At 60.8% G+C, this 13,448-nt stretch carries 13 protein-coding genes; 3 read left to right on the plus strand and 10 right to left on the minus strand.

The window, feature by feature from the left end:
• Nucleotides 1-62 precede the first annotated feature (62 nt).
• Nucleotides 63-2,288 (plus strand): TonB-dependent siderophore receptor, encoded by a 2,226-nt coding sequence (locus AC0IYN_RS27695; protein WP_471844255.1) that lies wholly within the window; start codon nt 63-65, stop codon nt 2,286-2,288.
• A 144-nt stretch (nt 2,289-2,432) separates the two neighbouring features.
• Nucleotides 2,433-2,654, plus strand: coding sequence for a hypothetical protein (locus tag AC0IYN_RS27700; RefSeq protein ID WP_078048118.1), 222 nt, complete (start codon nt 2,433-2,435; stop codon nt 2,652-2,654).
• Nucleotides 2,655-2,763: 109 nt separating this feature from the next.
• On the opposite strand, the gene AC0IYN_RS27705 is transcribed toward AC0IYN_RS27700, so the two are convergent.
• From AC0IYN_RS27705 to AC0IYN_RS27720, 4 genes are all read right to left on the minus strand, one after another.
• The gene (locus AC0IYN_RS27705; RefSeq protein ID WP_471844257.1) at nt 2,764-3,255 is read right to left on the minus strand and encodes a GNAT family N-acetyltransferase; all 492 of its coding nucleotides are present in this window, start codon (nt 3,253-3,255) and stop codon (nt 2,764-2,766) included.
• A 172-nt stretch (nt 3,256-3,427) separates the two neighbouring features.
• Nucleotides 3,428-4,531: a cell division protein ZapE gene (gene zapE, locus AC0IYN_RS27710; RefSeq protein ID WP_471844259.1), complete on the minus strand. Its 1,104-nt coding sequence runs from the start codon at nt 4,529-4,531 to the stop codon at nt 3,428-3,430.
• 15 nt (nt 4,532-4,546) lie between these two features.
• Nucleotides 4,547-4,882, minus strand: a complete 336-nt coding sequence (locus tag AC0IYN_RS27715; RefSeq protein WP_078048115.1) for a nuclear transport factor 2 family protein — start codon at nt 4,880-4,882, stop codon at nt 4,547-4,549.
• Between the two features lie 52 nt (nt 4,883-4,934).
• Nucleotides 4,935-5,651 (minus strand): helix-turn-helix transcriptional regulator, encoded by a 717-nt coding sequence (locus AC0IYN_RS27720; protein ID WP_406597429.1) that lies wholly within the window; start codon nt 5,649-5,651, stop codon nt 4,935-4,937.
• Between the two features lie 160 nt (nt 5,652-5,811).
• On the opposite strand from AC0IYN_RS27720, the gene AC0IYN_RS27725 reads away from it, so the two are divergent.
• Nucleotides 5,812-6,858 carry an aldo/keto reductase gene (locus AC0IYN_RS27725; RefSeq protein ID WP_457247852.1) on the plus strand — a complete coding sequence of 349 codons (1,047 nt, stop codon included), beginning with the start codon at nt 5,812-5,814 and terminating at the stop codon, nt 6,856-6,858.
• A 52-nt stretch (nt 6,859-6,910) separates the two neighbouring features.
• On the opposite strand, the gene pepN is transcribed toward AC0IYN_RS27725, so the two are convergent.
• From pepN to AC0IYN_RS27755, 6 genes are read right to left on the minus strand one after another with little or no spacing between them, the layout of a single operon-like run.
• Nucleotides 6,911-9,568, minus strand: coding sequence for an aminopeptidase N (pepN, locus tag AC0IYN_RS27730; RefSeq protein ID WP_457238659.1), 2,658 nt, complete (start codon nt 9,566-9,568; stop codon nt 6,911-6,913).
• A gap of 13 nt (nt 9,569-9,581) precedes the next feature.
• Complete coding sequence (locus AC0IYN_RS27735) at nt 9,582-10,412, minus strand: DUF2797 domain-containing protein (protein WP_078048111.1); 831 nt, start codon at nt 10,410-10,412, stop codon at nt 9,582-9,584.
• The gene (locus AC0IYN_RS27740) at nt 10,409-10,669 is read right to left on the minus strand and encodes a YeaC family protein (protein ID WP_016972751.1); all 261 of its coding nucleotides are present in this window, start codon (nt 10,667-10,669) and stop codon (nt 10,409-10,411) included. The genes AC0IYN_RS27735 and AC0IYN_RS27740 overlap by 4 nt, the downstream gene beginning before the upstream one ends.
• 14 nt (nt 10,670-10,683) lie before the next feature.
• Nucleotides 10,684-11,553 (minus strand): rhomboid family intramembrane serine protease, encoded by an 870-nt coding sequence (locus AC0IYN_RS27745; protein WP_471844264.1) that lies wholly within the window; start codon nt 11,551-11,553, stop codon nt 10,684-10,686.
• A complete protein-coding gene (locus tag AC0IYN_RS27750) occupies nt 11,550-12,524 on the minus strand; it encodes a metallophosphoesterase (protein ID WP_406597482.1) in 975 nt (324 codons plus the stop codon). Before AC0IYN_RS27750 ends, AC0IYN_RS27745 begins: the two co-directional genes overlap by 4 nt.
• Nucleotides 12,521-13,411, minus strand: coding sequence for an NAD(+) kinase (locus tag AC0IYN_RS27755; protein ID WP_003217892.1), 891 nt, complete (start codon nt 13,409-13,411; stop codon nt 12,521-12,523). The genes AC0IYN_RS27750 and AC0IYN_RS27755 overlap by 4 nt, the downstream gene beginning before the upstream one ends.
• Nucleotides 13,412-13,448: the final 37 nt, after the last annotated feature.

Genomic DNA, 13,448 nt, shown 5'->3' on the forward strand with positions numbered 1-13,448 from the left:
GTCTTTGAGCCATGGCCTTTTCTTACTGAGAAGGCCGCAAAGACGACAAGGAGTCTTCCGCGATGTTCGCGCCCTTTACCCGTTCCATGACCCTCAGCCTCGGCCTGTTAAGCGTGGCCGCCAGCCCGGAGCTGCTGGCTGAAACCATCCCCGAAAACAAAACCCTCGAACTCGGCGCCACCAGCATCACCGCCGAAGGCCTGGGTGCTACCACCGAGCACACAGGGGCCTACACCACCGGTTCCATGAGCACCGCCACCCGCCTGAACCTGTCGGTCAAGGAAACCCCGCAATCGATCTCGGTGATCACTCGCCAGCAGATGGATGATTTCAATCTCAATACATTGACCGATGCGCTGCGCCAGACCACTGGGGTGACAGTCCAGCACCTGGATTCGGACCGTGCCGGCTACTCATCGCGGGGCTACTCCATCAACAACTTCCAAGTGGATGGCATGCTCAATACCTTTGGGCGCATGAAGTCCGACTCCGACACCATCATCTACGACCGTATCGAGGTGGTACGCGGTGCGACCGGCCTGACCACGGGTGCGGGCGATCCCTCGGCCACGGTCAACATGATCCGCAAACGCCCGACTTCACAGTGGCAAGCCAAAGCGGGCGTCAGCGGCGCCAGCCATGACAACTACTACAGCTACCTGGATGTGGGCGGCCCACTGGCCTTTGATGGGCGCCTGCGCGGACGTACCGTGATGGCTTACCGCGACAGCCAATCCTTTCGCGATAATTACGCCCTGCAAAGGGAAGTCGGCTACGGCATTCTCGAGGCCGATCTGACGGACGACACCGTGGTAGCCGTAGGCTTCGATTATCAGAACAAACATGTGCAGGGCACCTCATGGGGCACACTGCCCTATTGGAACAGCGATGGCAGTAAGGCTCGCTTGTCGCGCTCCGCCAATATGGCCACCGACTGGAGTTCCTGGCCGCTCAAGGACAAGACCACCTTTGCCTCCCTTGACCACAAACTGTCCGAGAACTGGCGCCTGAAAGCCGCCTATACCCACCGGCAGAGCGATACCGACGGCAAGGTGTATTACGGCGGCGCGGGTTTCCCGAATCCGGACGGCAGTGGCATGACCGCCTGGACCAACCAAATGGTCGGTACCTCGAAGATGGATGCCGTGGACTTCAACCTCGCCGGCGCCTACTCAATGCTGGGACGCGAGCATGAATTGATGGTGGGGTATGGGGAGTCGCAGCAAAGGGATTCTTCACCCTACCAGCGTTACAGCACACCCGACGGCTACGAAACCATCCCTGATTGGCAACACATGGGCGCGATCGTCAAATTCCCCGACCGCACCACCGGGCTCAAGGGCCCACACTCACGCAAACAACAGAAGGCCGGTTACCTGGCCACTCGACTGAGCCTGACCGACAGGCTGCACGCGGTACTGGGCAGCCGCTATGGCAGTTGGGAAATCGAAAGTACCCCGGCTGAATACGACGCCAATAATCAACGCGTCCCCGAACCCAAAACCCGCCAGACCCACAACGACATGTGGACGCCCTACGCCGGGCTGCTCTACGACCTGACGCCGGAATACACGGTGTATGCCAGCTACACCGATATCTTCAACCCGCAGGACGAACGCGACGCCAGCAAGAAGTACTTGGAGCCGGTGGTGGGCAGCAACTACGAAATCGGCCTCAAGGGCAGCCTGCTGAACGAGCGGTTGAACCTGGCCACTGCGTTTTTCTGGAGCACCCAGGATAACGTGGCTGAACTCGACAACACCGCCCCACCCGACCCGGTCACCCGCGAGCAGTTCTACAAATCCGGTGGCAAAGGCAACAAGGTGCAGGGCTTTGAAGTCGAGGTCTCAGGCGAAGTGATGCCCGACTGGAACCTCACCGCTGGGTACACCTATACCCACTCGCTCAATGGCGATAAGCAACGCAACAACACCGATCAGCCGATGAACTTGCTGAAGATGTCGACAGCCTATCGCCTGCCCGGTGAATGGCGCGGGTTGACGGTGGGTGGTGCTGTCAATTGGCAGAGCGACTTCTACGCATTTGCCGGGCGTCCAACGGGCCGCGATCAAGACGGCGACCTCATCACGACACCGACCAAGATCACCCAACAGGCCTATACCGTCGTCAACCTGATGTCGCGCTACCAGTTCGACGAACATCTTTCGGCGTCGGTCAACGTCAACAATCTATTTGATAAAAAGTATTACGAACGTGTCGGTTTCTATAACGGCGTGTATTGGGGCGATCCGCGCTCGATCACCTTGGCACTCGACTGGAAGATGTAAGAATTTATAACCCGAAGTTAACGAAATTGTTAACTTCGGGATTTTTTTGCGTTAATTCCTACTTAATAAACCCACCCCACACTCGCCCCATGAATCTGATCAAGGACAGAGCGGATACCGATCACTCTTAATGGGAACACTGCCATGAAACTCTCGACCTTGATGCTTGCCAGCCTGATGACCCTGACTTCTGCCGCCGCCTTTGCCGAAGGCGGTTCCGAGCGTTCGAAGGAGTTCTACAACAACTTCACGTTCATGCAGCAAAAGACTCACGGCACGGCTGAACAAACAGCTCAGGCTGATGGCAAGAACGTCAAGAAAGAGGCGGCCGATCAATCCACCGCCGAGCAACAACCGAATACTTGATTCAACGGCATACCTGATTTAACCGCACTATCCCTTACCATCCCGCTCCTTTGGCTAGGGTCTACTTGGCGCCATTTAATACATGGCGCCTTTTTTTGCCTGTTATTTATTAAAGCGGTTTATTCCAGAACAACATGCGTCCGTGGGCGGGATCAAATACCGAGTCATCAAACCCAAACTTGCGATACGCCGATTGCGCCACGGCATTTCCCTCCAGCACCTCCAGGGTGATCTTGCAGCAGCCGCGCTGACGGGCGATTTCCTCGACCTTCTGCAGCATTTTCTGGCTCAGCCCCAAGCCACGAAACGCGTCCATCACCACCACATCGTGGACGTTGACCAGCGGACGGCAGGCAAATGTGGAGAACCCTTCAAAGCAATTCACCAAGCCCGCCGGTTCACCGCCGACAAACGCCAGCACGCTGAACGCATGGGGACGCTTGGCCAGCTCGCCCGGCAGTTGCTCCAGCAGGTCAGTGGGCAGGCTGTGGCCACCGCCCATGGGGTCTTCAGCGTAGTGGTTGAGCACACGGCCAATCGCTTCGGCGTGCACGGGGTTGGTGTAGCTGGCTTGCAGCACCAGGATATCTGGGGTGTCCATGTCCATCCTCGATCACAACTAAAAGGGAATCGACTCCCTGTGAGGGGCACGATTGTAAGCGTGGAGCAGGCGCCAGATGAAGGAGATTAACTACAAAAATGCGCCTGAAAACGCGAAGGTTCATCTGGTGTAAAAGCGCAATCAGGCGATTCCTGGATTTTTTCGCACAGACTCAGCCGAAACGCTGCAACTGCATTTCCTGCAGCCGGCTCAGCGTCCTGCGGAAGGGAAATTCCAGGTAGCCTTCGGTGTAGAGGCACTCCAGCGCCACCTTGGCCTCGATGAACAGCGGCACTCTTCGGTCGTAGCATTCGTCCACCAAGGCGATAAACCGGCGCACGCTGTCATCGTGCACCGACAATTGCGGCAATTCACGATCACCGGCCGCCACGCGTTGTGCGCCGTCTTCGGTGCCACGGGCAATCCGGCCAGGGCGTTGTTGCGCGCTGAGGTTGGGCACTTCACCCAGCAGGATCGCCTTGAAGCGATCACACAGCAGCATGAAGTCCATCGCCGCCAGGGGTTGCTCGCACAGGTCGGCGTAGCGACACCAGAGCACCGTGTCGCTGGCCTGCACGACGATGATGCAACGATGCCCCACCACGACCGGCCCGCTGCAGGTTGGCTGGCTTTCAGCTAATTGCGCGAACACGCCGGCCAGCGCCTCGGGCTGGTTGACCCAGTAACGCTGAATACCCACCCCCGGGTGCAACCGGTGGTCCTCTGCGCCATCCACCGCGACCACGTGCATATGCTGCTTTATCGCCGCGATCCCCGGCAAAAAGCGCTCACGGTTGAAGCCCTCGGCGTACAGTTGGTCAGGCGGTTGGTTGGACGTGCAGACCATCACCACACCTTCCTCGAACATCACCTGGAACAGGCGCCCAAGGATGATCGCGTCGCCGATGTCATTGACGAACAACTCATCGAAGCACAGCACGCGCACTGCCTGGCTCAGCTCCCGTGCCAGGGCCTGCAAGGGGTCCTGGATGCCCGTCAGCTGGAACAGGCGCTGGTGCACCCAACCCATGAAGTGATGAAAGTGCTGGCGCCGCGCAGGCACCCGCAGGCTCTGGTAGAACTGGTCCATCAGCCAGGTCTTGCCACGCCCCACGGGTCCCCACAGGTACACGCCGGTGATCGGCGCATGGCCGTGGTGCAGGGCTTGGTGGCAGGCTTGCAAGGCGTCCACGGCGCGGCGCTGGGCGTCATCGGCGACGAAACCCTGTTGAGCGATGGCGTGTTGATAGGCAGCGAGGGGCGAGTCGAAAGTCATGCCCGCGATTATGACCTACAGGGAGATATCCAGCCGTGAAATCTTGCCCTGCTCGTTCAACCGAAAGGTGTAGCGCAGCTCCAAGGGGCTGCCCGGGAAATTGCCGGACACGCTATTGCTGACCAGCACCTTGCCGGTACGGTGTTGCACCTTGAGCACTTCGACCCGCGGCTGATAACGACGCCCGGTGTCTTCCATCCAGCGCGCAATCGCGGCGGTGCCGACCTGGTGCTGGCCCTCATCGAACACGTTGGCATCCTCGGCAAAGCACTGGGCCACAGCCGAGGTGTCGAGAGTGTTGGCCGCCGCGATATAGGCCGCGATGGCCGGTGCCAACTCAGGAATAGACATGGCACAGCTCCTTTCTTGGTGATTTGTGAGGCCATGCTAAGCCAGTGTTGTGTCAGTTTTTGTCAGGAGTAAAAGGTCCGGACTCATTTTGCTCCAGCCGCTTGCGCCAGGCCCGCAGCCAATCACTGCGGCGCCCCGGATAACGCTCGCCGAGCGCTTGGGCACTTGCCACGCGGTCGGTACGGAAAGTGCGGTAGGCGCCGCGCAGCTCACACCAGGCCACAACTACCCGCACCTCATTCAAAAAACCCAGGGCCAGGGGCCAGATCAGGCGCTGGCTCTGGGTCTGGCTGGCGTCCGCATAGTCGATATGCAGCTTGGCCTGGCTGCGAATAGCCTCGCGAAACACGTTGAGGGGGACGCGGTTTTCCGGGTAACCGAACCCAGGCGGGCCGGGCAACAGCGTAGGGTTGCGCAAGGCTTCCTGGGCGGCCGGGTCGAGTACGTCGGCGATCTTCGCCAGGGCATTGGCCGCGGCGCGGCTGAGCACCTCATCGCCGCGCTGGTCCACGTAGCGCAAGCCGAGCACGATGGCTTCGGTTTCCTCGGCGTTCAGCATCAAGGGCGGCAGAAACAAGCCACTGCGCAGCACATACCCTACCCCCGCCTCGCCAAAGATAGGCGCACCCAGGGCGGTCAATTCGGCGATATCACGGTACAGCGTACGCTCGGACACCTCCAACTGCGCCGCCAGCACGGCAGCGGTCACCGGTCGTTTCTTGCCTCGCAGGGCCTGCAGCAAAGTCAGTAGACGAGTGGTACGCGACACAGGAATGCCTGCCGAGAAAGGAAAAGTGACGCAGCTTAGCAGAGCCCCCTGCCAGAAAACGTCAGCAGTAAAAAAGCCCCTTGACTGAATACATTACCGAGATCATATTAAATACATGTTACTAAACATGTAAGAAAATCACTGCCTCAGGAGTCCTTGTATGCGCAATAAAGTCTTTGGCCGCCGCAGCGGTCTGCAGGTATCTGAACTGGCGTTGGGCACCGGTAATTTCGGTACAGGCTGGGGCCATGGCGCCGAGCGCGATGAAGCCAAACAGATTTTCGACGGCTACCTTGAGGCCGGTGGCAACTTCCTCGATACCGCCAACGGCTATCAGTTCGGCCAGGCCGAAAAGCTGCTGGGCGAATTTATCGCCTCCGAGCGCGACAACCTGGTGGTGGCCACCAAGTACACCCTGCGTACCCAACCGTCCGATGAAGGCACGATCAGGCTCGGCAACAACCGCAAGAACCTGGTCCGCTCGGTGGAAGAAAGCCTCAAGCGCTTGAACACCGACCGCATCGACCTGCTCTGGGCGCACATGAGCGACAACGTCACGCCCATGGAAGAGATCCTGCGCGGCCTCGACGACCTTGTTCGCGCTGGCAAGATCCACTACGCCGGCCTTTCCAACTTCCCCGCCTGGCGCATTGCCCGCGCCGACCTGTTGGCTGAAGTGCGCAGCTTCGCGCCGATCATCGGCATCCAGGTGGAATACAGCCTGGTCGAGCGCACCGCCGACCGCGAGCTGCTGCCGATGGCCGAAGCCCTGGGCCTGGCCGCCACGCTGTGGTCGCCCCTGGGCGGCGGCTTCCTGACCGGCAAGTACCGCAACACCCAAGACGACAACCGCGCCAACAAACTCGGGATCCTGGTGCACGCCGAGCACAGCGCCCGCGAAACCGCGGTGCTCGACGCGCTGCTGGCGGTCGCCGCCGAAGTGGAAGCCTCCCCAACCCACGTTGCCATCGCCTGGCTCCGGGAAAAGGCTCGCCGCTCCACCACCGCACTGATCCCGATCCTGGGTTCGCGCACACGCGCCCAACTGGACAGCACCTTAGGCGCATTGAATGTGCAGTTGTCAGCCGAGCAAGTCATCCGTCTCGACACCGCCAGCGCCATACCGCTGGGTGTGCCGCACGGGATCATCGCCGAGCGTTTCCCCCTCGATAACAGCCTCGACGCCCCTCGCCCGCCCGTTATCTGAGGCGAAAAAAAACGGCCTGGTAGACAGGCCGTTTTTTATTCAACGAGGCGGCTTAAGCCAGGCTTTTGCTGACCACCTCAAACACGTCACTCGACAACTCACCGGACGCCAGGATGCGCTCCAGCTCCGCCTTCATCAGCGCCTGACGCGCGCTGTCGTATTTGCGCCAGCGGGTCAGCGGCGCCAGTTGGCGCGACGCGATCTGTGGGTTGAAGCCATTGAGCTGGATCACCAAGTCCGCCAGGAAGCGATAACCCGAACCGTCAGCTGCATGGAAGTTGATCAGGTTCTGCCCGGCAAAGGCGCCGATCAAGGCACGCACCTTGTTCGGGTTCTTCAGTGTGAACGCCGGGTGCTCCATCAACGCCTTGACCCGCGCCAACCCGCCCGGCAACGTGCTGCCAGCCTGCACGCTGAACCACTGGTCCATCACCAGTGGGTTGTCCTTGAAGTTTTCCGCAAACACCGCCAGCGCCTTGGCCTTCTCTGCTTCGAACGGCGAGTTCACCAGCACCGCCAGCGCGGTCAGGCGCTCGGTCATGTTGTCGCTGGTGTCGAACTGTTCGATGGTCGCCGCCAACACTTGCGGCTTGCCACTGAGCATCAGGTACGACAGCGCGATGTTCTGCAACGCGCGACGGGCAAAGTGCTCGGCGGCCGCCACGTATGGCGTCTGCTTGGACAGTTCGCGATTGGCCTGGTAACGCAGCCACAGGGCTTCATGCAGGTTGTCCGCCAGTTGCTTGCGTGCGAATTCACGGGCGGCGTGGATCGCATCCACATCCGCCACGTCGCTGATTTCGGTCAGGTAGGCCTCACCCGGCAACGACAGCATTTCTGCCACCATGGCCTGGTCCAGGCTTTCGTCGCTCAACACACTGCGCAGCGCAGTGATCAAGCGCTGATCCATGTGCAACGCCTGGCCCTGTTGGTGCTGGGCGATCAACTCCTGCAACACCAGCACTGACAACTGCTGGCCGGCATCCCAGCGGTTGAAGCCGTCGCTGTCATGCTGCATCAGGAACATCAGTTGGTCGCGGGTATACGGGAAGCTCAGCTTCACCGGCGCCGAGAACCCGCGCAGCAGCGAAGGCAACGGCTGCTCGGCGATATCAACGAAGGTAAAGGTCTGCTCGGCCTCGGTCACCGAGATCACGCGCGACGTGGCGCCAGCGGCCGCTTCACAGGCCAGGCGCAAGGCAATACCCGCGCCCTTGGCGTCCAGCAAGCCCAGTTCCACCGGGATCACAAACGGCAGTTTTTCCACCTTGTCCGGGGTTTGCGGGCAGCTTTGACGGAAGGTCAGGCTGTAGGTCCTGGCCGCGGCATCGTAGGACTCGCTCACCGCCAGACGCGGCGTGCCGGCCTGGCTGTACCATCGTTTGAACTGGGTCAGGTCGGCGCCGTTCGCGTCTTCCATGGCCTTGATGAAATCGTCGCAGGTCACGGCCTGGCCGTCGTGGCGTTCGAAGTACAGGTCGCTGCCTTTGCGGAAGCCTTCGGCGCCGAGCAAGGTGTGGATCATGCCGACCACTTCCGAGCCCTTTTCGTACACGGTCAGGGTGTAGAAGTTGGAGATCTCGATAAAGCTGTCCGGGCGCACCGCGTGGGCCATCGGGCCGGCGTCTTCGGCGAACTGGTGGGTACGCAGGTACGCCACGTCCTGGATGCGCTTGACCGTGGCCGAGTTCATGTCGGCCGAGAAACCCGAGTCACGGAACACGGTGAAGCCTTCCTTGAGCGACAGCTGGAACCAGTCGCGGCAGGTCACGCGGTTGCCCGACCAGTTGTGGAAGTATTCGTGGGCAACAATCGCCTCGACCCGCTGGTGTGCGGCGTCTGTCGCGGTTTCGGCGCGGGCCAGCACGGCACTGGAGTTGAAGATGTTCAGGCCCTTGTTTTCCATGGCGCCCATGTTGAAATCATTCACCGCCACGATCATGAAGATGTCGAGGTCGTACTCGCGACCGTAGGTTTCTTCGTCCCAGCGCATGGATTTTTTCAGGCTGGTCATCGCGTGCTGGCACTTGTCGATGTTTTCCGGCTCGACGTAGATGCGCAGCGCAACCTCGCGGTTGGTCATGGTGGTGAAGGTGTCTTCGACACACCACAAATCACCCGCAACCAGCGCAAACAGGTACGCCGGCTTTTTGAACGGGTCTTCCCAGGTCGCCCAGTGACGGCCATCTTCGCCGGGGCCGCTGGCGATCGGGTTGCCGTTGGACAACAGGATCGGGTAGCGGTGTTGCTCGGCGATCACCGTGGTGGTGAAGGTGCTCATCACGTCCGGGCGGTCGAGGTAATAGGTGATCTTGCGGAAGCCTTCCGCCTCGCACTGGGTGCAGAACATAGTGCCGGACTTATACAGGCCTTCCAGGGCGGTGTTGGTTTCCGGGTGGATTTTTACCGTGGTATCAAGGGTAAAAGTCTCGCTCTTCGGCTGCACCGTCAGGTGACTGTCGGTCAGTTGATAATCATCGGCCGTCAGTTCCTGATCGGCCAGGTTCACACTCAACAGCTCCAACTGCTGGCCGTTCAGCACCAGCGGCGGCAAACCGGCGCCGCGCTCAGGGTTGCGGCGCATCACCAGTTGCGCGTGGACCAGGCTGTGGTCCTCGAACAACTCGAAGGTCAGGTGAGTCTCTTCGATCAGGTAGTCCGGCGCCTGATAGTCCTTCAGGTAGATCATCTTCGGTTGTTCGGTGCGCATGGGTGGCATCCTTCTACTGATGCACGGCGAGCTGGTAGGCCGTGTACTTACGAATGTTGATAACGCCGGTGTCGAAGATCAGGTATTGGCCCTTGATCCCCAGCAGCGTGCCTTCGGCAATCGGGTTCTTGTCCAGGTTGAAGCTGACAATCTTCGTCGGATACTGCTCGACGGGATAGCGGATTTCGATCGGCTCAATGTCGGCAATCGTTTGGATGGCCTGTAGGCCAAAGCGTTCCTGCAGACTCACCAGGCCTTCGGCGCAGGAGGCGAACAGCTCGTCACGCACCTGCTTGAGGTCGACGGACTGGGCGTCGCCCTTGAGCAGCGCGCGCCAGTTGGTCTTGTCGGCCACCTGGCTGCGGAACAGGTCCTCGACGAAGCCGGATTGCTGGCGGGTCGCCACGCGCATGATCGGCAGCGCCTGGCTCGCGCCCTGGTCCAGCCAGCGCGTCGGCAACTGGGTGGCGCGGGTGATGCCGACCTTGATCCCCGACGAATTCGCCAGGTACACCACATGGTCGGTCATGCAGAATTGTTCGCCCCAGCCTGGATCGCGGCAGGTGCCGGCGTCGTAGTGGCAACGCTCGGGGCTCATGATGCACAGGTCACACTGGGCCAGCTTGGTCATGCACGGGTAGCAATAGCCCTGGCTGAAGCTGGTCTTGGTCTTGCGGCCACAATGGCTGCAATGAATGGCACCGAGGTATTCCAGGCGCACGTGAGTGCCGATCAACGGGTTGACCGGCACCTCGGCATCGCCCAGGCGAAACGCGTATTGAACGGTCGGCTCACCGAGTTGCGCCGACATCTTGCTGACTGCACCGCGACCAATTTCAATCAATGGATCGCATCCGACTTGAACAGGATATTCGGTACTGGTGCGGATTTGGACGCACATTCCTGCGGGCCCATGTAACCGGTGCGCTGGTCTTCGGGCAGGTTCTGGATTTCCCAGGCGATCACCGCTTGCAAAGACAGCTCGCGCTGTTCGGCGGTGAGCTTGCGGCCATCGGACCACTTGCCGATTTCCACGGCGAGCTTGAGGCTCTCGTAGATGTCCGGGGTGATGTTTTCGATCATTTCAGCAAAAGAGGACATAAGGCTCTTCCTTATCAAAGAGAGGCTTTGCGGCGGCTGTACAGCCCACCCAGCAAACCCGTCAGGCAACCGATAACCAGGCCGCCGACATGGGCAGCATTGGCGATTTCGCCGAAACCGATCATCGAGACCAGCCCCGACAGGCAGAGCAGCAGCCACACCAGCATCATCACCAGCACCCCACGGGGCAGGCGATAGGCCGGATTAGGCGACAGTAATTGAAAAATCCAGCAATGCCCGAGCAGGCCATACAGCACGCCGGACAACCCACCGAACAGGCCAGGGCCGCCAAAAACGTATTGAGCGTAGTTCGACACCAGGCTGAACAACAGCGTCAGGCCCAGCAAGTTGATGCTGCCCTGGCGCGCTTCGATGCGCCGGCCCAGTTCCCAGTACCACATGCCATTCATGGCGAGGTGCAGGATGCCAAAGTGGATCAGCATCGGCGTGACCAGGCGCCACCACTGCCCCGCCGCCAGGCTGTCGGCCAGCGGCGTGAACTGGATGTACTCGCCGACGATGCGAAACTGCAGGAACGTCAGCCAACTCATGGCTTGCAGGTTTTCACCGAGCAAGGTCACGGCGCCCACAATGATACTTGCCAGCAGCACCAACGCGGTTAACGGGCTGTGTCGCAGTTGCTGGAGAAACCCAGGGCGCTTGATCGGCGCCTGCTCGGGAATATCCAGTTGCTGGTCCGGATCACCCGCAGGAAAGCGTTGGTAAAGCACGCGCACGTCGTCGCTGATGTTCTCGGGCACCCACAACACCTGCTCACCCGCCTCTTCACTGACACGATGGGGCACTTGCATGCGTTGCAGCAACTGGACAAAGCCGCCCAGGTCGACGTTCAGGGGCAGGCGTAATACCGCCACAGCACTCATTTGATAACCTCGGGGCGCTCTACGTCGACCCATACGAATTTACTCGGATCCAGGCGGGTTTCCTGATCCAGGCGATAAGCCACCAGCTTGCCGTACAGCACGGCGCTGTAGTCCAGGCAGGCCAGGTTCGGGCGGATCGGCGCGGGTTTGCCGCTGCGCCAGTAGTGCCCGACGAACAACAACGGTTCGTCGACGCCGTAGCGCAGCAGGGAATTCTTTTCGGTGGACGACAACGGCGTACGCGCCACCGGCTCCGGCAAGGCGTCGGGCTGGAACACGATATCGCCGTAGGTCTTGGGGTCATCTTCCCAGAACTTGGTGCGAAAAAACGAGCGCGTCAGGCCATCGCCGCCGGTCAGCGTAAGGCCGTCCGGCAGGCGCATGTCGGTACCGCGCAGCAGGCGGTCGAAGGCGTTGCAGGCAAAACTGCCCGGCACGGCGGCGGCCTGCAGGAAGTGCTGGTCGATGCAACCGTCCGGGAAGGTCGCGCGCAGCGGTTGGATAAAGCCGTCGTCCCAGCACGCATGCACCACGCGGAAGCGCCCGGCGTCGACAAACAGCGGCATGTCATAAAACCAGCCGAGGAAGTCATGCCAGTCGGCCGGGTGGTGTTCGAACTGGGTCAGGGTCTCCTGGATCAACCGTGCATGCCGAGGGTTGTGCTCGCGCACGAACTGCTTGCCACTGCCCGGCGGCGCCGGTGTGGTCCAACCCAGGGCGTTGAACTCGTGGTTGCCCATGATGCACAGCGCCTGGCCGGCCTCGGTCATGTCGTGGACGATATGCAGCGCCTCGCGGATGCGTGGGCCGCGGTCGATGATATCGCCGAGGAACACCGCCATGCGCGACGGGTGACGCCAGGTGCCGCCCTGCTTGTGGTAGCCCAGCTGGTCGAGCAAGTGCTCAAGGGTGTGGGCGCAACCGTGCACGTCACCAATCAGGTCGTAGCTACGCGCGGGATCGAGCATCAGTCGCCTCCACCCCCCAAGCGGCTGCCCCAGCCCAGCTTGGTGCGGCACACTTCGTAGTAGTTGTGGTCCAGCGGGTGGATCAACCGCAACTTCTGTGCCTTCTTGCTCACGGTGATGGTGTCACCGGGGGCGCAGGTGAAATGGTTCTGACCGTCGCAGGACACCTGCGGGTAAATCTGCATGTCTTTGGACACCACGATTTTCAGCTCACTGTTGCCGTCGACCACGATGGGCCTGCTCGACAACATATGGGGATACATCGGCACGATCACAATGGCATCCAGCTTGGGATGCATGATCGGCCCACCCGCCGACAGCGCGTAGGCCGTGGAGCCGGTGGGCGTGGCGACGATCAGGCCGTCGGCCTTCTGGCTGCACACGAATTGGCCGTCTATATAGAGTTCGAACTCGATCATCCGCGTCGACTTGCCAGGGTGCAGCACCACATCATTCAAGGCATCGCCCTGGCCGATGGCTTCGCCGTGGCGGCGCACTTCGGCTTGCAGCAGGAAGCGGTTTTCCACCAGGTAATGGCCGTCAAGCACCTTGGCGACTTCGACCTCCAGCTCATCGGGACGGATATCGGTGAGGAAACCCAGGCTGCCCCGGTTGATCCCCAGCACCGGTACGTTGTGCCGCGCCAGGGCACGGGCGGCGCCCAGCAGGCTGCCGTCGCCGCCGACCACGATGACCATGTCGCAGACTTCGCCGAGCATCTTGCGCGACGAGGTTTGCAGGCCGTGGCCCGGCAGGATTTCAGCGATGGTGTCTTCGAGGATCACATGCAGGTGGCGTTCCAGCAGGAACTTTTTCAGCCGGCGGACGGTGTCCAGCACCTGAGTACTGCCCAGGCGACCGATAATGCCGATATTGCGAAATTGCTCCATGGGGCTCCTGCGGGATGTGGGGTGTGGCAAAAAAGAA

The organism is Pseudomonas sp. AC112, assembly GCF_979253545.1.